The organism is Nocardiopsis sp. B62 (genome assembly GCF_018070675.1).
GTDB lineage: Bacteria > Actinomycetota > Actinomycetes > Streptosporangiales > Streptosporangiaceae > Nocardiopsis > Nocardiopsis prasina.
Genome location: NZ_JAGPXK010000001.1, coordinates 195427 through 217488, shown reverse-complemented (window position 1 = coordinate 217488; position 22062 = coordinate 195427). Strand labels below are relative to the sequence as shown.

The 22062-nt window shown below is 71.5% G+C and carries 20 protein-coding genes; 8 read left to right on the top strand and 12 right to left on the bottom strand.

Annotated features, from left to right (window positions below):
- Window positions 1–275 precede the first annotated feature (275 nt).
- Window positions 276–1442, bottom strand: a complete 1167-nt coding sequence (locus tag KBX21_RS00935; RefSeq protein WP_307869121.1) for a winged helix DNA-binding domain-containing protein — start codon at window positions 1440–1442, stop codon at window positions 276–278.
- A 131-nt stretch (window positions 1443–1573) separates the two neighbouring features.
- Window positions 1574–2599: an acyltransferase domain-containing protein gene (locus tag KBX21_RS00930; protein ID WP_210840687.1), complete on the bottom strand. Its 1026-nt coding sequence runs from the start codon at window positions 2597–2599 to the stop codon at window positions 1574–1576.
- Window positions 2600–2793: 194 nt separating this feature from the next.
- Between KBX21_RS00930 and KBX21_RS00925 the strand changes: the two genes are divergently transcribed.
- Window positions 2794–4410, top strand: a complete 1617-nt coding sequence (locus KBX21_RS00925) for an AMP-binding protein (protein ID WP_210840686.1) — start codon at window positions 2794–2796, stop codon at window positions 4408–4410.
- A 482-nt stretch (window positions 4411–4892) separates the two neighbouring features.
- On the opposite strand, the gene KBX21_RS00920 is transcribed toward KBX21_RS00925, so the two are convergent.
- A complete protein-coding gene (locus KBX21_RS00920) occupies window positions 4893–5201 on the bottom strand; it encodes a 4a-hydroxytetrahydrobiopterin dehydratase (protein ID WP_049579978.1) in 309 nt (102 codons plus the stop codon).
- Between the two features lie 869 nt (window positions 5202–6070).
- Here KBX21_RS00920 and KBX21_RS00915 point away from each other — a divergent pair.
- Genes KBX21_RS00915 through KBX21_RS00900 form a run of 4 tightly spaced genes read left to right on the top strand, consistent with a single transcriptional unit; the run spans window position 6071 to window position 9942 of the window.
- On the top strand, window positions 6071–8536 hold the full coding sequence (locus KBX21_RS00915; RefSeq protein WP_210840685.1) for a nitrate- and nitrite sensing domain-containing protein: 2466 nt from the start codon (window positions 6071–6073) through the stop codon (window positions 8534–8536).
- Window positions 8536–8988, top strand: a complete 453-nt coding sequence (locus tag KBX21_RS00910) for a roadblock/LC7 domain-containing protein (RefSeq protein ID WP_049571812.1) — start codon at window positions 8536–8538, stop codon at window positions 8986–8988. Before KBX21_RS00915 ends, KBX21_RS00910 begins: the two co-directional genes overlap by 1 nt.
- Window positions 8985–9353 (top strand): DUF742 domain-containing protein, encoded by a 369-nt coding sequence (locus KBX21_RS00905; RefSeq protein WP_017543389.1) that lies wholly within the window; start codon window positions 8985–8987, stop codon window positions 9351–9353. The genes KBX21_RS00910 and KBX21_RS00905 overlap by 4 nt, the downstream gene beginning before the upstream one ends.
- A 7-nt stretch (window positions 9354–9360) precedes the next feature.
- On the top strand, window positions 9361–9942 hold the full coding sequence (locus KBX21_RS00900) for an ATP/GTP-binding protein (RefSeq protein ID WP_026129038.1): 582 nt from the start codon (window positions 9361–9363) through the stop codon (window positions 9940–9942).
- 143 nt (window positions 9943–10085) lie between these two features.
- On the opposite strand, the gene KBX21_RS00895 is transcribed toward KBX21_RS00900, so the two are convergent.
- Window positions 10086–12146, bottom strand: coding sequence for a BTAD domain-containing putative transcriptional regulator (locus tag KBX21_RS00895; RefSeq protein WP_210840684.1), 2061 nt, complete (start codon window positions 12144–12146; stop codon window positions 10086–10088).
- 296 nt (window positions 12147–12442) lie between these two features.
- Here KBX21_RS00895 and KBX21_RS00890 point away from each other — a divergent pair, with 296 nt between their 5' ends.
- Window positions 12443–13321 (top strand): alpha/beta fold hydrolase, encoded by an 879-nt coding sequence (locus KBX21_RS00890; protein ID WP_210840683.1) that lies wholly within the window; start codon window positions 12443–12445, stop codon window positions 13319–13321.
- Window positions 13322–13359: 38 nt separating this feature from the next.
- Here KBX21_RS00890 and KBX21_RS00885 read toward each other — a convergent pair whose 3' ends face one another.
- From KBX21_RS00885 to KBX21_RS00875, 3 genes are all read right to left on the bottom strand, one after another.
- Window positions 13360–14178, bottom strand: a complete 819-nt coding sequence (locus KBX21_RS00885) for an ABC transporter ATP-binding protein (protein ID WP_049571805.1) — start codon at window positions 14176–14178, stop codon at window positions 13360–13362.
- 62 nt (window positions 14179–14240) lie between these two features.
- Entirely contained in the window at window positions 14241–15335 is a 1095-nt protein-coding gene (locus KBX21_RS00880) for an iron chelate uptake ABC transporter family permease subunit (protein ID WP_210840682.1), read from the bottom strand.
- A complete protein-coding gene (locus KBX21_RS00875; protein ID WP_049571799.1) occupies window positions 15332–16366 on the bottom strand; it encodes an iron ABC transporter permease in 1035 nt (344 codons plus the stop codon). Before KBX21_RS00875 ends, KBX21_RS00880 begins: the two co-directional genes overlap by 4 nt.
- Window positions 16367–16529: 163 nt before the next feature.
- Here KBX21_RS00875 and KBX21_RS00870 point away from each other — a divergent pair, with 163 nt between their 5' ends.
- Window positions 16530–17549: an iron-siderophore ABC transporter substrate-binding protein gene (locus tag KBX21_RS00870; protein WP_210840681.1), complete on the top strand. Its 1020-nt coding sequence runs from the start codon at window positions 16530–16532 to the stop codon at window positions 17547–17549.
- 56 nt (window positions 17550–17605) lie between these two features.
- On the opposite strand, the gene KBX21_RS00865 is transcribed toward KBX21_RS00870, so the two are convergent.
- The 3 genes from KBX21_RS00865 to KBX21_RS00855 all read right to left on the bottom strand — a co-directional run bounded on the left by KBX21_RS00865 (window position 17606) and on the right by KBX21_RS00855 (window position 20283).
- Window positions 17606–18373, bottom strand: a complete 768-nt coding sequence (locus KBX21_RS00865) for a TSUP family transporter (RefSeq protein WP_210840680.1) — start codon at window positions 18371–18373, stop codon at window positions 17606–17608.
- Window positions 18374–18691: 318 nt separating this feature from the next.
- Window positions 18692–19336: an alpha/beta hydrolase gene (locus KBX21_RS00860; RefSeq protein ID WP_210840679.1), complete on the bottom strand. Its 645-nt coding sequence runs from the start codon at window positions 19334–19336 to the stop codon at window positions 18692–18694.
- Window positions 19333–20283 carry a ring-cleaving dioxygenase gene (locus KBX21_RS00855; RefSeq protein ID WP_210840678.1) on the bottom strand — a complete coding sequence of 317 codons (951 nt, stop codon included), beginning with the start codon at window positions 20281–20283 and terminating at the stop codon, window positions 19333–19335. The genes KBX21_RS00860 and KBX21_RS00855 overlap by 4 nt, the downstream gene beginning before the upstream one ends.
- Window positions 20284–20540: 257 nt before the next feature.
- On the opposite strand from KBX21_RS00855, the gene KBX21_RS00850 reads away from it, so the two are divergent.
- Window positions 20541–20744, top strand: a complete 204-nt coding sequence (locus tag KBX21_RS00850; RefSeq protein ID WP_049571784.1) for a hypothetical protein — start codon at window positions 20541–20543, stop codon at window positions 20742–20744.
- Window positions 20745–20894: 150 nt separating this feature from the next.
- Here KBX21_RS00850 and KBX21_RS00845 read toward each other — a convergent pair whose 3' ends face one another.
- Both KBX21_RS00845 and KBX21_RS00840 read right to left on the bottom strand, forming a co-directional pair.
- On the bottom strand, window positions 20895–21398 hold the full coding sequence (locus KBX21_RS00845; RefSeq protein WP_247665022.1) for a hypothetical protein: 504 nt from the start codon (window positions 21396–21398) through the stop codon (window positions 20895–20897).
- 119 nt (window positions 21399–21517) lie between these two features.
- The gene (locus KBX21_RS00840; protein ID WP_049571781.1) at window positions 21518–22054 is read right to left on the bottom strand and encodes an NUDIX hydrolase; all 537 of its coding nucleotides are present in this window, start codon (window positions 22052–22054) and stop codon (window positions 21518–21520) included.
- Window positions 22055–22062: the final 8 nt, after the last annotated feature.

Here is a 22062-nt window from a genome sequence, read left to right as displayed (position 1 = left end):
GCATCAGGCCCTCCCACCCGCCGTCGACTTCCTCACCAACCACGCCCTCGGCACCCCCACATCGCGCTGCCGCTGCGCACCCTTCCCCTGAGCAACCAGGGCGCCCCGTCACCGGGATCGAACTCCCCCGCCCAAGGCCGAGCAACCACGCCAAACCCCGCGACGACACCACCCCCTCCCCCTCGGAAGGCATGGCCACCACCCGCGCCCCGGCAGGTTCGGGTCGTCCACGCCGTCCACAACGCCATCACCTGCCCGTTTTCACCCCACCCAGGTCAGGCGTGCGGGCCCACCGTGACGGCACCGAAGACCAACCGCGCCCGCGCCTGCTGGACACGCCCCAACTCCTCCACCCGCGCGGCCACACCCTCACGCTGAGCCGCCGACAGCCCCACCACCGGCTCCACCCGCACCTCCAACCGGTTCCCCGAACGCCTCTGGTGCCACACCCCCGCAGCCCGCCCCTCCAGGAACAACACCGGATAGTTGCCCGCCTGACCTCGCGCCAGCGCCCGCTCGTGTGCCCGGCCGGGAAAGACCACCTCACGAGGGTGCGACCCCACCGTGTACGGATCGAAGTAGGGCAACAGCATCACCTCGGGCACCGGCTCCACGGCCGGTTCGACGTCACCGGCCACCCGCCAGAACCGCTCCCCACCCACCGAGACCGGCTCGACCACCCCCGCCAGGGACTCCAACAGCCGATCCGTCCACCCGCACGGGGCCGCCGCCCACCTGGCCAGGTGCGCCGAACCAGCCGGACCGTAGGCACGCAGATACCCGGTGACCAGGTGCGCCAGCCCCTCCCGCTCCGAGGCCAACACGAAGTCCGGCACCCAACGACGCACCCCCGTGAACGTCACCGCCCGACCTCGGGGCCGACCGAAGCACAGCACCCCGCGAGTGGCCAGCTCCTGAGTGGCCCACCGCCACCGGGGCCACCACCCACCGAACGCGGGCATCACCCGCTCACCCGCCCAGGCACCCACCCGCGCCTCCAAGGCCAGGGTGAGCTCGTCGACGGTCAACTCGTCCTCTTCCAGGACCTCCCCCACCGCCGCCACCAACTCCTCCACCTGCCCCGGTTCGAGCGGCACACCCCCACCACCGCGAGCCCGCTCCACCGCGCCCAGCGCCGCACACCACAACCCCAGATCACGCGAGGGCAACAGGTGCACGGTCCCGCGCGGCCCGTAGGTACGCACCACCTCACGCCGCTCCCACAACGCCTCCCGCACGCGCTCCCGGCTGGCCCCGCCCAACCGCAACCCCACCGACACCTCAGCCGCGCCCGCGATCTGCGCGTGCGCCCCACACATCGCCCCCACCACCTGGGCCACACCCGTCCCCGGACGGCTCAGAAAATGGCGCTCACACCGGCGGGCGATGGCCTCCGACCAGTCGGGCGAACCCGTCGCAGGGGCGTCGGGGACAGGGGACACGGCAGGACTCCTCAGGGTCGACGCTGACATCCGACCACCGTAGACACGGTCCAGGCCAGGAACGGTCCGCCACTCGCCCCCACACACGAAAGGGGGCCCACCCCAAGGTGGACCCCCGCACCCGCCGCGGCTCACGGCAGCCGCAACCACCCCGTACACACCCTCAACCCCGCACCCGACTCCAACCGCTCCAACGCCGCACGCTCCAACCGGGTCCGACGCGGCGCACGCTCCACCTCCACCCGGGGCATCCCGAACACGAACCGGAACACGTCACCCTCCCCGGGCGCCCCCTCGTCCACCAGCGTGAACCTGCGCTGGAACCGCACGATGTTGGACCCCTCCCCCAACGCCCGCTCCCACCACGGATCCAACAGCCACGACGTGCACGTGGCCACCCGAGCATCCACCCCCAACTGCTCCCGCGCGAAGGGGCCCGCCAACGCCAACGCCTCACTCACCGCGTCCGGATCCAACCCACCCGAAGGGATGTGCAACCGCAGCACCGGATCACCCGGAGCCAACCCCGCACCCATCGCCGCGGCCTCCTCCTCCGAATACCAGCGCACCGGCCCCTGATCCCCCAACAGCGCCGGCTCCAGCTGAAGACCCCCCACCCAGAACAACCGGCCACGGAACTGCGCCGCCACCCAGGCCGCCGTCTCCACACTCAACCGACCGAACAACCACCGCGACCGCCGCACCTGTACACCCACATCGGCCAGGGACGCCACCGTCACCGACCGGTCGATGCCGCGCAACGCGTGCCGCCGAAGCTGCTCGGGCACCATCGCCACGAACGCCCACAACGACGCCACCCGCACCCGAGCGTCCTCGGCCTCCACCAGCGTCGGCCAGGGACGCCACACCCCCACCGGCAGATCCGCGTCCGCCCACAACCGCCGGTACATGCACCCCACCAGGTGCCACAGCTCCTCAGGCCACCCGCCGTCCACGCCCGGAGTCCCCGGCCACAACGCCTCCAGCTCCGCACGGTCGTCCTCGGCCAGGACGAACATGTCCAACACCTCGGCGGCCTCTGCCCTCGAGGGCACCCTCAACCCCACCTCCGGCTCCGGCAACCCCTCGCAGGCCTCCAGCCACTCCCTCACACCCGCGTCGAGCCCGAACCGATCCACCACACGCGCACTGTCCATGCGACACATCCTGTCGCCCCCACCCACCCCAAGGGAAGAAGCACACCAACCCCAAAAACCCGCAAAAACACCAAACCACCCGCGCCTCACCCACCCCCGATGAGACCAGACCCACAACACCACACCAGGTGCGCATAGTGTTGTGGTAACCCACCAAGCAACACCACACCCACCGAAAACGAGGAACACCACCGATGTCCGACCCAGCGCAACTCCTGCGCGACTGGATCGCCACCTACGACACCCCCACCACGTCGGTGGCCCACCTCCTCTGCGACCGCCACGACCCCGACACCATCGCCACCACCGAAATCGGCCCCACCCTCGAACCCACCACCCTCACCTACGGCCAACTCCGCGAACGCTCACAAACCCTCGCCACCGGCCTCGCCCACCGCGGCATCCAACCCGGCGACCGCATCGCCACCCTCCTCCCCAAGGGCATCGACCTCACCGTCACCGCCCTCGCCACCTGGCGCCTCGGCGCCGTCCTCGTCCCCCTCCTGTCCTCCTTCGCCCCCTCCGCCATCACCCAACGCCTCACCGACTCCAACACCCGCCTCGTCATCTGCGCCGACGAATACCGCACCAAACTCGACCCCACCCCCCACACACCCGCCCACCCCACCTGGAACATCGCCACCACCGGCACCCACCCCCTCCGCGACGGCGACCACACCCTCACCACCCTCAGCCAACACCCCCCACACACCACCCCCCACACCACCACCGGAAACGGCGACATCGCCACCGTCTACGTCTCCAACCTCATCGGCCCACCCCGAGGCGTCCGCGTCCCCGCCCGCGCCCTGTCCGCCATGCACGCCTACCACCACTTCGGCCTCGGCGTGGACGAAGACGACGTCTACTGGAACACCGCCGACCCCGGCTCCGCCTACGGCCTCTACCACGGCCTCATCTCCCCACTCCTCGCCGGACACAACTCCCTCGCCCTACGCGCCGGATTCTTCGACCCCGAACTCACCCTCGACGTCCTGGGCCTCTACCAGGTCACCAACTTCGCCTCCGACCCCACCACCTACCGCACCCTGCGCGCCGCCACCAAGACCCTCCCGCCCGAGATCGTCGTCCAACGCATGGCCAGCGCCGGAGAACCCCTCTCCCCCGACGTCATCGACTGGGCCACCGACCTCTTCGGCGTCCCCGTCCGCGACCACTACGGCCAGACCGAACTCGGCTGGTGCGCCGGACTCCCCAACGGCGACCTCCCCGACCCCGCCACCACCACACCCCCAGGAGCCATCGGCCCAGCCCTGCCCGGCTGGAACATCCAGGTCCTCGAAGCCATCACCGACGAACCCGCACCCCTGGGCGCCTACGGCCGCATCGCCATCGACCACGCCCAGAGCCCCCTCGACTGGTTCGACAGCTACCTCGGCTACGAGAACACCATCGACATCCGCTTCTCACCCGAACGCACCTACCACCTCACCGGCGACACCGGCATCATGGACCGCCAGGGCAACCTCCACTTCTCCACCCGCGACAACGGCGCCATCATCACCCGCAGCTACCGCATCGGCCCCACCGAGGTCGAAGCCGTCCTCAACGCCCACCCCGCCGTCGAGGAGAGCGGCGTCTACGCCATCCCCGACGACCTCGCCGGACACCTCGTCGGCGCCCGCGTGGTCCTGGCACCGGGACACACCGCAACACCCGAACTCGCCGAGGAACTCCGCGAATGGGTCCGCGCCCGCTTCGCACCCCACGCCGCACCCCACACCGTGGAATTCACCGACGAACTCCCCCGCACCGCCTCCGGAAAGATGCGCCGCGCCCGCCTACGCTGACCACCACCGCACTGGCACGACCCCCGCCGCGCCCCAGTCGGGCCCAGACGGCGGAGGGTCCCCCACCGCGACACCGCGGGAACACCCACGGTGAGCGAGCGCACCGGCCGCGCCACCACATCCCCCTCGCCGCTGAGCGGCACCAGTGGTCCGAGCGGCACACCCACGCCCCCGGGGCGCACCCCACCTGCGCTGTGAGCCCCCACCACCAACGCAGCCGAACGCACCACCCGTACCTGGTGGCGCCCACTTCGCGGAGATCGGCGACACCGTCGCGGCGTCGCCCCCACCCTCCTGGCCGCGCTCCCCGACGCCGTGTCCCGCCCCACCCCTCGCAGATGTGTGCCCGTCCCCGCCCCCAGGTGGCCCCTCAGCGACCCGGCGAACGCATCGGCCCGCCCCGGGACACACCGCGGCCCGGGCAGCCGCCCCTTGAGGCAGCCCCCGGGCCCGGTGTCGCGCTCAACGCACCGGACGGGAACTCACTCCGCCACCCGTGCGGTCCCCTCGACCAACTCGTCCACCCGGGCCGCCAACGCCATGTCCTTCTCCGTCACCCCACCCTCGTCGTGCGTACTCAACGCCAACGAGACCGTGTCGTAGCGGATGTCGATGTCCGGGTGGTGCCCTGCCTGCTCGGCGGCCTGCGCCACCTCGTTCACCAGTGACACCGCCTCCAGGAAACCCACCAACCGTACGGATCGACGGATCACCGACTCCTCGGTGTCCCACTCCCAGCCCACCAGTCGACCCAGCCCGTCCCGGATCTCTTCCTCACTCAGAACAGCCATCGCTCCCCCAACACACTCACCACACGGTCCGTGCCAGGCCCTTACCCACACCGACCCCACCCCCAACAAACGTTGGCCGCCAGAACGGCCCAGGGAGCCCCTGACCACACTGGGCTCGCACGACGGGCCACGTTCGGCTGTGCTCCGGGGCCACTGATGGACCAGGCGTGCGCCGATCCGAATTCACCCCGCGCGACCCCTTCCCTCGGGTGGGCGGTGGTCGGGCCTCGGCGGCCTCGTGGGAACGGGAACGGCATGAGCATGCCGGTGCCGGCCGTCAGGTACACGACCAGGACCGTGCCCAGGGAGAGTGCGATCGTCCGGGGCGATGGTGGTGCGGGGGTGGCGGACCTGACCGCCCAGGGTGGCGATGCCGCGCCCGTTCGGTGGCGGGCTCCCCGTCACGGTGCACGCGATCCAGGACCAGTCGGTGGTACCAGCCTGGGATGAGCACTGACGCAGGGTGCCGGTTTCGGGGCCAATCCACGATTGGCCGGTACCGGTCGCCGTCCGCTGCCGGTTCCGCGAGCGGTGTCCCGCCACACAGGGGGACATCCCTCCCCCAAACGGGACGCAGGGCGAATGCCTTGGGTTGTTCGGTGCGGCGTGAGCCGCTCCTTTGTGTTGTTGCTCTGGCTTTTCCCTGAAAGGGCGCGACACCTTTACGACGTAGATTTATAAGGAACGAATCAGTACCCCGTGAAGCACCCCACGAGATGTCCTGCGTCCTTACCGTCACATCCGCACCCGGCCATCCACGAAACCTTGCAAATCCCCTCTCGGAGCGGTTAGCTCTGGGAAACTCCACCCCTCCCCCTCACCGGCTTCCTCCACCAGCCACGCGCGCCCCTCCCCCCGGAAGCGAGCCCATGCCCAACGAGAAGCGCTCCTCGCTTCGTGCCCGCATGGTCAGCCTGGTGCTCCTCCCCAGCACCGCCCTGCTGGCCCTGTGGGCGGTCTTCAGCACCGTCCTGGCCACGGACATCCGCGATCTGGGCGCCACCACGGCCTTCATCGACGAGGTCGGCGAGCCCGTCGTGGACGTCCTCACCCACCTTCAGCGGGAGCGGCGCGCCACCATGGGCGTGGCCCACCGGCCCACGCGCGGCGAACTCGACCAGCTCGAGGCCGCCCGAACCGCCACCGACGAGAGCGCTCTCACCCTCGACCGGGCCCTGGGCCGGTTCGGCCGCGGCGACCTGCCCGCCGAGGTCCTCACCCTCCAGAGCCAGCTCAACCTGTTGGAACGCCACCGCACCGAGGTGGTCGACACCCTCGATCCCGGAGTCGACGCCCTGGAGGTCGCCGCCCAGCCCTACAACCGCATGATCGAGTCCGGGCTGGAGATCTGGGACGCCCAGGTCGACCGCACCGACGTCGCCCTCTCCCCCCACCTGCGCTCGCTCACCTCCCTGTTGCGCTCCCGCGAGTACCTCAGCCAGCAGGACGCCGTCCTGGCGCACTCCATGGCCACCGACTCCTTCACGGCCCGGGCCCACACACGGTTCGCGTCCGCCGCGGGCGCCCAGCGCCACACCTGGACCCAGGTGGAGCCCGCCACCGGCAGCCATCGCAGCCAGGACTACAAGGAACTCAACGGCTCCGCCCAGAAGCGTTCGGTGTACAACCTCCAGGACATCGTCATCGGCAACCCCGGCGGACCCGACACCCGCGTCCCCGTCGACTCCCGCAGTTGGAGCGAGGCCACCGGAGCCCTCGACGAGCGCCTGCGCGCGGTCGAGCACGCGCGGATGGTCGAGATCGTGGAGACGGGCCACGCGCACTCCCGGGATCTGCTCCTGAGCGTGCTGCTGGTGAGTGTGGTCGCGCTCGCGGTGGCCCTGGCCTCGGTCGTGGTGGCTGTGACCGGCTCCCAGCGGCTCGGGCGCCGTCTCCAGGACCTGCGAACGCACACTCTGCACCACGCCCGCTTCCGGCTCCCGCAGGTGACGGCGCGGCTGCGGTCGGGCGAGAGCGTGGACGTGGACGTCGAGGCGCCCCGGTTGGCGGGTGAGCGGCGTGACGAGCTCGGGCAGGTGGCAGAGGCCTTCGACGACGCCCAGCGGGCAGCGGTGGTCGCGGCCGTGGAGGAGGCGCAGGTGCGGGCGGGCGTGCGCAACGTGTTCCGCAACATCACGCGGCGTACGCAGTCGCTGGTGCACCGGCAGTTGTCGCTGCTGGACCGGTTGGAGCGGAGCGAGACCGACCCCAAGGTGCTGGAGTCGCTGTTTCGGATCGACCACTTCAGCACGCAGATGCGGCGCAACGCCGAGAACCTGATGCTGCTCAGCGGTGACCGTCCCTCACGTCCCGGTGGCGCGTCGGTGGGGTTGCACGAGGCGGTGCGGGCTGCGGCCGGCGAGATCGAGGACTACGCCCGGGTGCGGGTGTTGGCCCTTCCGCGGGTGGCGCTGTCCGGGGAGGCGGGGTCGGATCTGGTACGGCTGGTCGCGGAGCTGCTGGAGAACGCGGCGTCCTTCTCGCCTCCGGGGACGGAGGTGTCCGTGGGCGGTCGGGCGTTGGAGGGCGGCGACTGCCTGGTGGAGGTCGAGGACGAGGGGTTGGGCATGACCGTCGGCCAGCTGGAGTCCGCGAACGCGTTGCTGGCCGAGCCGCCGCGGTTCGATCTGGCGCGGATGCGGGAGGACTCGCAGCTGGGGTTGTTCGTGGTGGCCACCATCGCGGCGCGGCACGGGTTCGTGGTGGAGTTGCGGGCCTGCCCGTACCAGGGGACGAGGGCGCTGGTGCGTCTTCCCGGTCCGGTGCTGGTGGAGCGCGACCACCAGGGCGGACCGATGCGCCGTGTCGAGCCGGTGGGCCCGCAGGGCGTTGGGGAGGGGGTCGATCCCCATGGCGGACGCATCGGCGCGGGTGAGGAGGCCCCGGGCCACTCCCCCACGGCTGGAGCCGTCTCCGTGGCCCCCAACGTCGGTACGCCGCCCTTGGCCCGTCGGGTCCGCCCGGGGGATCGCGGCACGGACGAGGTGGGTTCGGTCGCCCAGGGTGCCCGGCCCGTGGTCGTTCCCGGGAAGGAGGGGCAGAGCGGGCCGACCCCCTCCCCCACGCCGGAGGGCACCTACATGGGGTTGCCCGTGCGTCAGCGTCGACGCTCGACCCCTCCCCCAGCCCCGGGGGTGGCGGAGGCCGGTGACGACGGGCCCGGCCCGGGGCCGGAGCGGGTCACCGGCGGGCAGCGTTCGCTGTCGGAGATCAGGTCCATGATGAGTGCCTTCCAGGCCGGTACGGAGCGCGGACGTGCGGTGTCCACCGGCGAGGAGGCAGCGGAGGGTGTGCCCGAGCAGGGGTCGCGCCACGGTGAGAGTGCGGAAGGGTGATGTCGGTGTCGGCTGGGACCACGGCTGAGGGGCGGAGCGGTGTGGACGGGGCGTCCGCGGGTCAGAGGCTGGACTGGTTGATGGGTGACCTGGTGGAGAGGGTGGCGGGGGCGCGTCAGGCGCTGTTGCTGTCGGCGGACGGGTTGCTGCTGTCGTGTTCGGCTGGTGTGGAGCGCGAGGAGGGTGAGCGGCTGGCGGCGATCGCGTCGGGGTTCGCGAGTCTGGCGCGGGGTGCGCGTGCGCAGGTGGGCGCGGCCGAGGTGCGCCAGTGCGTGGTGGAGATGGACAACGTGTTCTTCTTCGTGCTGCCCGCTGGGCAGGGCGCGCAGTTGGCGTTGGTGGCGGACGCCTCGTGTGACATGGGGCAGGCGGCCTTCGAGGTGAACCGTCTGGTGCGGCAGGTGGGTCCGTACCTGTCGGCGCTGCCCCGGAGGCGGGGAGGTGCGGGGTGAGGTCGGTGCCTGCGGAGGAGGGGTGGTCGGGGGAGTCGAGTCTGATTCGCCCGTACTCGTTGACGGGGGGCCGTACGCGTCCCTCGCGGTCGGATTTCTCGATGACTTCGCAGGTAGTGGCGGTTCCGTCGGTGGATCGGCGGGAGGTGGACCCGGAGTTGGAGCTGATCCTGTCGGTGTGTGCGCGCCCGGTGTCGGTGGCGGAGGTGGCTTCGCGTTCGGGGTTCGCGTTGGGGGTGTTGCGGGTCCTGTTGGCCGATCTCCTGGATCAGGGTCTGGTGGTGGTGCACACCTCGGACTGGGAGAGGGAGCGGCCGGACGCGCGGACGTTGCGTTCCGTCCTGGAACGCATCCGGGAGTTGTGAGGTGTTGATGGAGGGCTCTGTGGCCCAGGGTGGTCCCGTTCCGGACACGTTGAAGATCGTGGTCGCGGGTGGTTTCGGGGCGGGCAAGACGACGCTGGTCTCGGCGTTGAGTGAGGTGGAGTCGTTGCACACCGAGGAGGTGATGACCTCCGAGAGCGTGGGTGTGGACGATCTGGACGGGGTGGAGGGCAAGACCACGACGACGGTGGCGTTGGACTTCGGTCGGATCACGTTGGACGAGTCGACGGTGGTGTACCTGTTCGGGACACCGGGTCAGCGGCGGTTCTCGTTCATGTGGGAGGAGTTGGCGCAGGGGGCGTTGGGCGCGGTGGTGCTGGCTGACACGCGGCGGTTGGCCGACTCCTTCGACGCGATCGACTTCTTCGAGTCGCGTGGGGTGCCGTTCGTGGTGGCGGTGAACTGTTTCGACGGTCAGCGCACGCATCGCGCGGAGGACGTGCGGGTGGCGTTGGACGTGGCCGAGGGGGTCCCGGTGTTGTTGTGTGACGCCCGTGAGCGGGAGTCCGTCAAGGAGGTCGTGGTGGAGCTGGTGTCGTTGGTGTTGCGTCTGGAGTTGTCGGGCGCCTAGCCGGGTGGCGGGGGCTTCGGCCCCCGCCCGGGGCGTCCAGCCAGGCTCTCCCTCAAGTTCAACCTTCCACTCGCCTGTTGATACTTTTGGGGTCCAGCCCCGGGGGTGGAGACAAGAAGTCTCAAATGTCCCAAAGGTTCCACTCAGGTGCCCAGAGCCCGCCGAAGGGCGTCGAGGTGGTCGGCCACCGGACCCAGGGTGAGTATCCCGGTCTGCGCGCCGGCCTCCTCTGCGACGGCCGGGGTGAGCTCGGTCAGGGCCCGCCGCATCAGGGCACGGTCCCCCAGGGCCATGGCGGCACGGGCGGCCAACGCCCAGCGGGCCTCCAACAACAGGTCGCGCGGTGGCTCCGGCAGGCTCGACAGCGCGCTTGCGGCTTCGTCGGTCCGGTGTCGGGCGAGCAGCACGTGGGGGCGGGCCCAGGGTTCGTGGGGGCCGTAGTCGACGTCGGTGCCGGTGGGAGCGGGCAGTCCACGCCGCAGACGCAGGCACAGCAGCGCCAGGGGCTCCAGTCCGTGTTCGAGTCCGGGCATACCCGCGCCGCGCAGCCCGGCGGAGGCGTCGCGCAGGGCGCTGAGAGCGCTCTCTGACGTGACCCGGGGATCGGCGGCGGCCCGCAGGGCCCGGTACCAGCGGGAGAAGACCACGGTCAGCGGGCGTTCGTGGCGCTCCCCCAGCTCCAGCGCGGCCCGGTCGTGCTGGTCGGCGCCCGACCAGTCAGCCAGCGCGGACAGGGACTGCACCCGGATCAGGTGGCCCAGGATCCGGAAGGTGACGAGGTCGTGCCGGGTGGCCAGGGCGATGAGCTCGGAGCCCAGGGCGTCGCGCTCGGGTGCCAGCCCGGTCCGGTGGAAGGTCTGCATGTAGCGGGCGTTCAGGGCGAAGGCCAGCAGGGTGGGGTCGCCCAGGTCCCTGGCGAGCCGTTCCGCCTCGGAGGCCGCCTCGGGTCCCCGTGCTCCACGGGTGCCGCGCGACTCCAGGGCGACGGTGGCTGACAGCCGGGCGCGGGCGCCCTCGTGCCCGGTGTCGGGCAGGGCGGCCAGGGTGCGTTCGGCGGCGGCGACCACCCGGGCGGAGCGTTCGGGGTCGTCCACCCGTGTCCAGTTGGCGGGGACGTCGTAGGTGCCGATCACCCGCGCGGTCAGGAGGGGGTCGCCGAGTTCCTCGGCGGCAGTGACGGCGGCCAGGCGCTGCGCACGGGCGGTGAGCAGCCCCTCGGGGCCGGTGACGGCGAGGTCCCGCAGCAGGCTGACGGTGGACTCGAGCCGGACCCGCGCTCCTGGTGTGACGGTGCGCCGGTAGGCGTCCGCCGCCCGGTTCCACAGCTGGTCGCCGAGGTCGTCCCCCTCGTCCGCGGGCCGTGACGAGCCGGGGCCATGGGAGGGCGGGCCGAGCGGAGGGGTGCCGGTGGTCCCGCGCGGACGAGGCTCCGCGAAGGTGTCGGGGTCCAAATGGGCGGCCTGGCGCAGGATGTCCTGTTCCAGACGGCGTAGTGCGGGTCCGGGGTCCACGCCCAACTGCTCCACGAGCAGGGACCGGGCCCGGCGGAGCACTCCCAGGGCGTCCCCTTGGCGGCCGGTGCGGTACAGGGCCAGGGCCAGCAGTCGCCAGGCGTCCTCGCGCCAGGGGTGTTCGGCCACGTGGGCGTCCAGGTCGGGGGCGGCCCGGGCGGCCAGTCCCAGGTCCAGTCGGGTGCGGGCGAGGTGTTCGAGGGCTCCCAGGCGCAGTTCGGCCAGGCGGGCGCGTTCGGTGCGGGCCCAGGGGGCTTCGGGGAAGTCGGCGTAGGCGGGGCCGCGCCAGGGGTCCAGGGCCTGCTGGAGTCGGGGCAGGGCCTGTTCGGGAGGCAGGGCGGCGGCGCGCTGGAGGCGTTGTTCGAACATCCAGGCGTCGACGGTGTCGGGGGCGGCGTCGAGGGCGTAGCCGGGGCCCCGGGTGGTGAGCAGGGTGGCGGGGGTGCGCGGTGGCCGGTCGGGTTCCAGTGCGCGGCGGAGCGCGGCGACGAAGGTGCGCACGGCGCTGGTGGCCCCGGGAGGCGGGGCTCCCTCCCACAGGTCGTCGACGAGGAGGTCGACGGGCACGACGCGGCGGCGGGCGAGGATCAGTCGTGCCAGGACCGCGCGGTGGCGCGGTCCGCGCAGCGCGAGTTCCTCCCCGGTCCCGTCCCAGGCGGTGACGGGGCCGAGCACCCCGAAGGCGACCCGCACCGGCACCCCTCCCCCGTGTTGTTCGTGTGCGTCGTGGTCAAGGTACCGGCTGGTCAGCGATGACGCGGTCCGGGGCGCGGCGCCTACGCGGGTCCGTGGCGCGCTCCGGCCGGGCCCGGGGGTGTCGATCGTGACTGTTGATGTCCAGTGGGGGGCGGCCTCCGACCGTGAGCGGCGGGGGGTGGTCCCACGGCCGAGCGCACCCGTGCGCCAGCCCGTGCGGTCGCTCATCGGTTGCTCATCGGGGGGCGACAGGCTGGGTTCGACCCCGGAAGGAACGAGTGAGAGGCGGACGTATGGCTCCGGTCATCGAGGGATTCGAGTACGAGCGGGTGGGGGTGGCGCCCGAGGTGTCGCTGAACGTGGCTGTTAGAGGGTCGGGGCCGCCCCTGGTGCTGCTGCACGGGTTTCCGCAGACCCACCTGATGTGGCGGCACGTGGCCGCCGACCTGGCGGCCGACCACACGGTGATCTGCCCTGACCTGCGCGGATACGGGGACAGCGACAAGCCCGAGGCGACCGGGCCCGAGGTCTACTCCAAGCGGACCATGGGCGCGGACGTGGTGGAGCTGGCCCGGGCCCTGGGCCACGACAGGTTCGCGCTGGCCGGTCACGACCGCGGGGCGCTGGTGGCCGTGCGCACCGGCCTGGACCACCCCGACGTGGTCACGCACCTGGCCAGCCTGGACGTGCTGCCGACCCTGGACATGTGGGAGGCGCTGAGCGGGGTGCGCGGCGCGGTCGGCTTCCACCTGTACCTGATGGCCCAGCCTCCGGGTCTGCCAGAGCGGATGATCTCCGCCAGCGCGGAGGAGTTCTTCGGATACTTCCTGGACGCGTGGGCCACCGAGCCGGGCGCGATCCCGGGCGAGGTGCGCCGGGCCTACCTGGACGCCAGTGCCGGGGCGGTGGACTCGATCGTGGCCGACTACCGTGCCTCGGCCGGGATCGACGTCGAGCACGACGAGGCCGACCGGGCCGCCGGGCGACGGCTTCGGATGCCGGTGACGGTGCTCCAGCAGGACTGGGGCACGGCCCTGGGGTACGACGCCGCCGCGCTGTGGGGCGCGTGGGCCAGCGACCTGCGGCACGCCACGGTGAACAGCGGACACTTCATGGCCGAGCAGGACCCGGCCGGGGTGGTGGCGCACCTGCGCGGTCTCCTGGAGCGCTGAGCGGGGCGCGTCCGGTCCGGTCGGACCGGACGCACTCCTCAGTGGCCCTCGCGGCCCCTGCCCCTGCGGTCGACCGGGACGATCATCGGCGTGTGGGTCTCGGGGTCGGGGATGATCCGCACCGGCAGCCCGAACACCTTTTCCACCAGGTCGGCGGTGACCACCGTGGCGGGTTCGCCCTCGGCCACGATCTCACCGTCCTTCATCACGATCAGGTGGGTGGCGTAGCGGCATGCGTGGTTGAGGTCGTGCAGGACCGCGACCAGGGTGTGCCCCTGCTCGGCGTGCAGGTCGGCGCACAGGTCGAGCATGTCCATCTGGTGGGCGATGTCCAGGTACGTGGTGGGCTCGTCCAGCAGCAGCAGCGGGGTCTGCTGGGCCAGGACCATGGCCAGCCACACCCGTTGGCGCTGGCCACCGGACAGCTCGTCCACGGACCGGTCGGCCAGCGCGCTGATCCCGGTGGCCGCCATCGCCTCGGCGACCACGGCCTCGTCCTGGGAGGACCACTGGCGCAGGAAGCTCTGGTGCGGGAACCGGCCCCGGGCCACCAGGTCGGCCACACCGATGCCGTCCGGGGCGATGGAGGACTGCGGCAGCAGGCCCAACCGGCGGGCCACCTCCTTGGCCGGGTAGGAGCTGATGACCTGCCCGTCCAGGAGCACGTTGCCCTGCGCGGGCTTGAGCGTGCGCGACAGCGCGCGCAACAGCGTCGACTTGCCGCACGCGTTGGGCCCGACGATGACCGTGAAGGAGTTGTCGGGGATGCGCACGGCCAGGTCGCGGGAGATGACGCGCTGGTCGTAGGACAGGGTGAGGTCCTGGCCCGAGAGGCGGTTGCTGGCGTCGTCGGTCATCGTTCTCTTTCGGGTGCGGCTCGGCGGTGGCGGCTTGGGAACAGGATGCGGGGCGCGGACGGTCAGGCCCGGCCACCGCGCCATTCGGTGTAGAGCAGCCAGATGAGGTAGCTGCCGCCGATGACGGCGGTGACGACCCCCACGGGTAGCTGGGTGGGAGCCAACAGGCGCATGGCGACGAGGTCGGCCAGGACCAGCAACGCGGCACCCATGAGCGCGGCCCCGACCAGGGTGGTGCCGCCGGTGCGGGTCAGGCGCCGGGCCAGCTGGGGCGCGGCCAGGGCCACGAAGCCGATCGGCCCGGCCACGGCGATGGCCGCACCGGTCAGGGCGCTGGCGGCGGCCAGGGCGATGATCTGCGTGGACTGCGCGTTCACGCCCAGGCCCCGGGCGGTGTCCTCGCCCAGCTCCAGGAAGCGCAGGCGTTGCCCCACAGCGAAGATGACCGGGGCCAGCACCACCAGGCCGATCCACACGGCGGCGGTCTCGCTCCACCCCCGGCCGTTGAGGCTGCCGATCATCCAGATCTGCGCGCCCAGGGCGTCGGTGAGTTCGGCGCGGGTCATGAGGTAGTCGCGTACCGAGGCCAGCATGGCGCTGATACCGATGCCGACCAGGACCAGCCGGTACCCCTGGACACCGTTCTTCATGGCCAGCAGGTACACGACACCGGCGGTGATCAGACCGCCCGCGACGGCCCCCAGTGAGACCACCACCCGTCCGGCGCCCAGGATGAGGATGGCGGCCACGGCACCGGTGGCGGCACCGGAGGTGAACCCGATGATGTCGGGACTGCCCAGGACGTTGCGGGACAGGCTCTGGAAGACGGCCCCGGCGATGCCCAGGGCGGCTCCCACACCGATGGCGGTCAGCGCCCGGGGCAGGCGCACCCCCTGCACGAAGAACACGTCGAGCCGTTCGCCGTACCCCATGAGGGCGGCGGGGACCGCCGAGAGCGGGATCTCGTAGTCGCCGACCGCCACCGACACGACCAGGGTCGCCAGCGTGAGGGCGATCAGGGTCAGGCTGATCACGAGGGTGCGCGGGCGCATCAGGAAGGAGACCCGGCCGCCGCGGGAGCGCCAGGCGCGGGTGCCGCGAGGGGTGAGGCGCTCGGGCCCGCCGGTGCGGGCTGGGTGTGTCAGGGTGTCGCTCACAGCTGGGCCATCTTTCTGCTGCGGACCAGGGCGATGAACAGGGGCGCCCCGACGAGTGCGGTGATGATGCCGACCTCCAGTTCGGAGCTGGGCAGGATGACACGTCCGACGGTGTCGGCGGCGGTGAGCAGGATGGCGCCAAGGACGGCCGCGTAGGGCAGGAGCCAGCGCTGGTCGGGGCCGGTGATCACGCGGGCGGCGTGGGGGATGATCAGGCCCACGAACCAGATGGGTCCGGCCGCGGCGGTGGCGGCTCCGCACAGCAGGATGACGCCCACGGCCGTTCCGGCTCGGATCAGGGGGATCCTGGCGCCCAGGGTGGCGGCGAGGTCGTCACCCAGGGCCATGGCGTTCAGGGAGGGACCCAGGGCCAGGGTCACCAGGATGCCGACGATGAGGAAGGGCGCGACCTGGAGGAAGAGGTCGAGGTCGCGTCCGGTCAGCGAGCCGACCTGCCAGAACCGGATGCGGTCGAAGACGAAGTCGTTGAGGACGATGACGCCGTGGATGATCCCCTGGAGGACGGCGGCCAGCGCCGTTCCGGCCAGCGCCAGGCGCACGGGGGTGGCGCTGGCGCGGCCGCGTGAGCCCAGGGCGTAGACGGCGATCGCGGCGATGGCCGCGCCGAGGAAGGCGGGCCAGACCAGGGAGGAGCCGCTGGCGCCGAAGACGAAGGCGGCCACGACCACGGCCGCCGCGGCACCGGAGTTGATTCCGAGGATGCCGGGTTCGGCCAGGGGGTTACGGGTCAGGGCCTGCATGAGGGCACCAGCCAGCCCCAGCGCGGCGCCGACGAAGATCCCGATGATCGTGCGGGGGACGCGCAGGGTGCGAATGACGTCGTGGTCGTAGGAGCCGTCGTAGTTGGTCAGGGCGGCCCACACGTCGGCACCGGGGATGGGTTTGGCCCCGACAGTGATACTGAGGAGCGCGCAGACGGCGAGAACGCCCAGGGCGATGATGAGGCCGATGGGGCGGATGACGCGTCTGGTGAGGGTGGGGCGCGTTGGCGCGGGCGCGCGCAGGGCCACGGGTTCCCCGTTCGTCTTACTGGGTGTGCTGGGTGTGTTGTGGAGAGGCTCGCCCGTGGTGGGACCGGCGGAGCGTCGCGGAGGTCCTGGTCGGAATCGGCCAAAACCCACCCGGACAGGTTAGCCTTACCTACATCCTGTTCGCACGGAAGGGTCCCCTCAGATGCCCGAACTCACACGCCCGTCGCGCTCTCTGAGCGTGTTCGCCCTGGCCGGGGCCCTGACGCTGACCGCCTGCGGCTCCGAAGGCGTGGGTTCCGACGTCGGTGCCGACGGTGGGTCCGGCGGCACCCGGACGGTCGAGGGCGCCAACGGGAGCGTGGAGATCCCCGACTCCCCCGAGCGGATCGCCGTACTGTGGCGCCCCACCCTTGCGGCCCTGACCCTGTTGGGCCACGACGCGGTCGCAACCATGGGCACCCCCGGTGAGGCCGACCAGGGCCTGGCTCCCTTCCTACCCGAAGACGCGGACGGCGCCGAACTGACCCTGGTGACCAGCTCGCCCGTGGAGGACGACGTCAACATCGAGGAGCTGGCCAACGCCGCGCCCGACCTCATCATCGGGGTGAGCACGCCGAACGGCACCCAGGCCAAGATGGTGGACCACCTGGAGGCGATCGCGCCCACGGTCCTTGTGGAGTGGGAGGGGACCGGTTCCTGGCGCGGTCATCTGGAGGAGGTCGCACGGATCCTGGACGCGCAGGACGGGGCCGAGGAGGCGGTGGCCTCCTATGACGCGGCGATCGAACGGGCCCGGACCGACCTGGCCGGGGCCGGGGTGGATCCGGCCGGGACCGAGTTGTCCCTGGTGCGTCTGCAGAGCGACACCGAGATCCGGTTGGAGACACCGGAGTCGTTCCCGGGGCAGATCGTGGCGGACCTGGGCTTCGCCCGCCCGGACACCCAGGTGGAGGGCGGGGGCGACACCGACTTCATCCCGCACAGCTACGAGGACCTCGACCGGGCGGACGGTGACGCGGTGTTCGTCCTGGCCGGTTCCGGGTATCCGGACGCGCCCACCACCTTCTCCGGCGGACTGTGGGCGAACCTGGGGGCTGTCGAGGACGAACGGGTGTACCGGGTGGACCACGACTTCTGGGGGTCGGCCAACTACCACGGGGCCCACCGGATCATCGAGGACGTCACGGCGGCGCTGACGGGCGGGGCCGACCCGGCGGTGTAGGGGCCGGTACGGCCGGGCCCGGTTGCCTCGGTGGTGGGCAGCCGGGACCCGTGCGCTCAGGCAAAGACGTCCCAGCCCATGCGGGCGAGCAGGGCGAGCACCACCACGAGCAGGACCCCGCGGACGAACCCCGATCCCCGCTGGAGGGCCATGCGGGCGCCGACCTGGGCTCCCAGGATCGTGCAGACCGCCAGCCCGAGGCCCAGCAGCCAGTCCACGTGGCCGCCGAGCCCGAAGACCACCAGGGCGCCGAGGTTGGTGCACACGTTGACGATCTTGGCCGAGGCGGAGGCCTGGAGGAAGTCCATGCCCAGCACCGCGGTGAAGGCGATGATCAGGAACACGCCCGTGCCGGGGCCGATGATGCCGTCGTAGAAGCTCACGCCGACCCCGGCCAGGGCCAGGGCCGCCAGGATCCGGTTGCGGGTGCGCAGGGCCGGGTTGGGTGAGGTGCCCATGGCGGGTCGGAACACCACCAGCAGGGCGACCCCGGCCAGGACGACCATGATGATCGGTTTGAGCACGTCGGCGGTGAGCGCCGTGGCCAGGGCGGCGCCCAGCCCGGAACCGAGCAGGGCCAGCCCGGCGGTGGGGACCACAACACGGCGGTCGATCCTCACCTTGCGGGCGTAGGCGATGGCCGCGGAGGTGGTGCCGAAGACGGCGCCGAGCTTGTTGGTGCCCAGCAGCGTGGCCAGGGGCGCGTTGGGGGCGGCGACCATGAGGGCCGGGAGCAGGAGCAGGCCCCCTCCCCCGACGACGGCGTCGATCCAGCCCGCGGCGACGGCTGCGAGCAACAGCAGTCCGAGGATTTCGGGGTCCATCACCGGAGCCGTGCGGTGTGAGAAGAGAGGATCATCGGGTGTCTTCCATGACGGGGAACGGGGCGCGAGCCAATCTAGCCACTGACGCGTACCGCTTTGTCACGGGACCGGAGCGGTGGTCCCCTTACACAGGTTGGAATGGTTTCGTGCGTTGCTGCCTCGTTGCTTCCAGGGGCGCACACCCATTGGAACGGCCAGCTTTACGACGTAGATTCACTTTTGGCCGAAGAGAAGCGGTGACGCCCGGGTGCAGGGGGCGTCACCGCGGCTGGGCGGTCCCCGAGGGCCAGGCCCCCGTGCCTGTCCCTCGGGGCGAGCTCAGAACTCCTCGTGGGCGAACCAGTCCCGGGCCTCGGCCAGCACTTCCGGCGTCAGCTGGTGTCCCCCGGCGTGCTCCCGGACCAGGACCCGCGCGCCCCGCTCCCCCAGCTGGGAGGCGAGCAGGCGGGACTGGTCGATGGTCGTGATGGGGTCGGCCACGCCGTTGCCGAGGAACACCCGCGTCCCCGACAGGTCCACCGGAGCGGGTTCGCGCCCCTGGAGCGGGGCGCCGCCCGCGAACAGCGCGGCGCCCGCGACCAGTCCGGGGTGGAGCAGCAGCAGCCCGGCACCCGTGTTGGCACCGTTCGAGAACCCGCTCACCACGATCCGCGCGGGGTCGAGGTCATAGGCCTCGGTGGCGGCCTCGACGAAAGCGGCCAGCTCGGCGGTGCGCCCGATGAGGTCGTCGACGTCGAAGACCCCCTCCCGCAGACGACGGAACCAGCGGTTCATGCCGTTCTCGTCGACCCTGCCGCGCGGGGACAGCAGCGCGGCGCCCGGCGCCAGGGCACGTCCCAGGGGCAGCAGGTCGTGTTCGTCGGCGCCGGTCCCGTGCAGGAGAAGCAGGGTCGGCGCGTCCGGCGCGGTGGCCGGTTCGAAGACGTGGACGAAGTCCTCGACCGAGGTCGCGGGTGTGGTCACTGGTCGACCTCCACACGCGGCAGGCGGGCGGCGATCTGTTCGTGGCTGGGCTCCAGCCACGGCGGCAGCTTCAGCGAGCGACCCAGTTCGAGCAGGGGTTCGTCGTAGTCGAACCCCGGGCCGTCGGTGGCGATCTCCAGCAGCACGCCGCCGGGCTCGCGGAAGTAGATCGACGTGAAGTACGTCCGGTCGCGGATCTCGGTGACCCCCACGCCGTCGTCCTCCAGGCGCTGGCGCCAGGACTCCTGCACGGGTGTGTCCGGGGCACGGTAGGCGACGTGGTGGACGGTTCCGGCGGCGACCACGCCCCGCTCGGCCCGGGGGTCGGCCACGACGTCGACGATGGTGCCGACGCCGTCGCCGGTGTCGTTGGTCCGGAACCGCATCCGGTTGCCGTTCTCGCTCTGCAGGTGGAAACCGAGCTGGTCACCGAGCATCAGGGCGGTGCCGTCCGCGTCGTGTTCGGTGAGGGTGACGGCGCGGATACCCCGGATGGCGTGGTCGACGGGGACCGCTCCCCCGTCCCAGGGGTCGGTGTCGTGGTGGTCGGCGCTGGCGGCCAGCTCGATGACGAGTCCGTCCGGGTCCCGCAGGGTGAGGACGTCCTCCTCACCGCGTTCGGTCGGGCGGGAGGCGGGCACGTTCAGCGCGGCCAGGTGCCCGGCCCACCAGCCCAGGGAGCCCTCGGGGACGGAGAAGGTCGTGGTGGTGGCCTGACCTGCGCCGATCCTTCCCTTGGGCGCGTCGGGCCAGGGGAAGAAGGTCATGATGGTGCCGGGATTGCCCGCGCGGTCCCCGTAGTAGAAGTGGTAGGTCTCCGGGGCGTCGAAGTTGACCGTCCGCTTGACCATGCGCATGCCCAGCGCGTTCAGGTAGAAGTCGGCGTTGGCCTGTGGGTCGCTCGCGATCGCTGTCACGTGGTGAATCCCCGAGGGACGCACGTCCATGTCCTTCACCCTTTCTCGTCCGGCTGGCCACTCAGTGCAACAAGTTGAATCTTAAACTACTTGTGGTCCGCTGTCTCCCCCTTCCCTTCCCACACGGGTTCCCCCTCCATCACGGCGCGGGGGAACCTTCTCCGGCCCGGGTGCCGGACGCGCGTCCGACGGTCGGGCACTTCTCCCCAACCGTCGGATGCGGCGCATTCGGTGACGTTCCGGAGGCACCCTTCCCCGTCCGTGTACTCCACGGTTACGGTGTCCTCATGAGCACGAGCGACCCCACCCGCATCCTCCCCTCGGGGATCTGCCGCCGCGGCCATCACGAGTGGCGTCACGACCCACCGGGTGGCAGGCGTCTGGTGTGCGTCCGCTGCAAGTCCATGAGCATGAACAACTTCGGCGCCCCGTGCCGGACCGACTGCGCGGACTGCGACCGCGTGGCCGTTCGGGCCGTGGAGACTCAGTAGTTCCGGGACCGAATGGCCCCGCAGTTCGAGCACTGCTCCGTTCCGCCGTTGGGACCTGAGGTCCAGTCGTGATCGCATGCGGCCATAGATCCTCCTCGTTTCACGGGAGGACCTACCCACACCGGCGGCGTGCCGCCACCGGAGGCACCGTCAGTACACGGGACTGATCGCGGTCTCGCGAAGCACGGATCCGGAAAGCAGCTTGTCGCAGACCGCCCGCCAGCCGGGATGGTCGTCGACCAGGACATGACCCTCGGGCGGATGGAAGCCGTCGAGCATCCGGTCCAGCTCCGGGTCGGAGAAACCGGAGAACTCCCGCACCCGCCGGACGGGCATCGCGTACCCCACCTCACCGCCCCCGGCCAGGTACTCCTCCACGAGGGCCCCCTCACCCGGGCTCTCGCGCTCGGCGATCCGCGCGATCTCGCGCGGGGTGTCCACGATCGCCGCCCCCAGGTCGATCACCGCGCACAGCCGCCCCTCGGGGCGGGTGAGGTACACGAACCACTGGGCGGGCGCCCCGGTGAGGAAGCGGCGCCGGAACTCGTGGGTCCTGTCGCCACTCCACATCCGCTCGTACCGCTGGGCGTCCAGGCTCATCACCACCGGCACCGGGGAGAGTTCGGGGAGACCGAACAACGACTCGTGAACCAACGGGCCACCTCACGATCGCAGGGACGAGTGGGGCCACAGTAGCCATTGGAATCCTGACCTCGCAGGCGGTTGCCCAAGTTCTCACCTTCGCCCGCCAGGCCACCACACGACCCGCGGGTTCACGGGGTCGGGCGCCCCACCCCGTACAGGTACAGCAGGGCCGTCATCGAGGTTCCCGCCACCAGACTCCTCCCCGCCACGAGTCCGGGCACGTCGGCGAGCGGCACCCACTCGACGCGCTCCGACTCCCAGTCCTGCGCGGGATCGCCCACGTACTCGGCGGTGTCGGCGAAGAAGACGTGGTGGGCGGAGTCCGAGATCCCCGGGGTGGGCTGGACGTACACCAGCGGACACAACGGTCCCGGCCGCCAGCCCGTCTCCTCCAGCACCTCACGCGCCGCCGCGTCCTGGGGACTCTCACCGGACTCGACGCCGCCCATGGGGATCTCGTAGGCCCACGTGTCGGTGATGAACCGGTGGCGCCACTCCAGGAGCACCCGGTCCTCCTCGTCCATGACGACCGCGCCCGCCCCGGGCGACGTCCGGATCAGCCGGTGCTCCAGGTGCCGCCCGCCGGTGATCTCCACGTCCGCGATCCGGACGTCCAACCACTGGTCGGTGTACAGCGGCTTCTCGGAGTGAACGGTCCAGCGCACGGTTCTCC

What these genes read in the sequence shown, in the direction of transcription:
- KBX21_RS00930 (WP_210840687.1), bottom strand. Translation starts at nt 2,599, where the DNA reads ATGGACAGTGCGCGTGTGGTGGATCGGTTCGGGCTCGACGCGGGTGTG.
- KBX21_RS00925 (WP_210840686.1), top strand. Translation starts at nt 2,794, where the DNA reads ATGTCCGACCCAGCGCAACTCCTGCGCGACTGGATCGCCACCTACGAC.
- KBX21_RS00920 (WP_049579978.1), bottom strand. Translation starts at nt 5,201, where the DNA reads ATGGCTGTTCTGAGTGAGGAAGAGATCCGGGACGGGCTGGGTCGACTG.
- KBX21_RS00915 (WP_210840685.1), top strand. Translation starts at nt 6,071, where the DNA reads ATGCCCAACGAGAAGCGCTCCTCGCTTCGTGCCCGCATGGTCAGCCTG.
- KBX21_RS00910 (WP_049571812.1), top strand. Translation starts at nt 8,536, where the DNA reads ATGTCGGTGTCGGCTGGGACCACGGCTGAGGGGCGGAGCGGTGTGGAC.
- KBX21_RS00900 (WP_026129038.1), top strand. Translation starts at nt 9,361, where the DNA reads ATGGAGGGCTCTGTGGCCCAGGGTGGTCCCGTTCCGGACACGTTGAAG.
- KBX21_RS00890 (WP_210840683.1), top strand. Translation starts at nt 12,443, where the DNA reads ATGGCTCCGGTCATCGAGGGATTCGAGTACGAGCGGGTGGGGGTGGCG.
- KBX21_RS00885 (WP_049571805.1), bottom strand. Translation starts at nt 14,178, where the DNA reads ATGACCGACGACGCCAGCAACCGCCTCTCGGGCCAGGACCTCACCCTG.
- KBX21_RS00870 (WP_210840681.1), top strand. Translation starts at nt 16,530, where the DNA reads ATGCCCGAACTCACACGCCCGTCGCGCTCTCTGAGCGTGTTCGCCCTG.
- KBX21_RS00865 (WP_210840680.1), bottom strand. Translation starts at nt 18,373, where the DNA reads ATGGACCCCGAAATCCTCGGACTGCTGTTGCTCGCAGCCGTCGCCGCG.
- KBX21_RS00855 (WP_210840678.1), bottom strand. Translation starts at nt 20,283, where the DNA reads ATGGACGTGCGTCCCTCGGGGATTCACCACGTGACAGCGATCGCGAGC.
- KBX21_RS00850 (WP_049571784.1), top strand. Translation starts at nt 20,541, where the DNA reads ATGAGCACGAGCGACCCCACCCGCATCCTCCCCTCGGGGATCTGCCGC.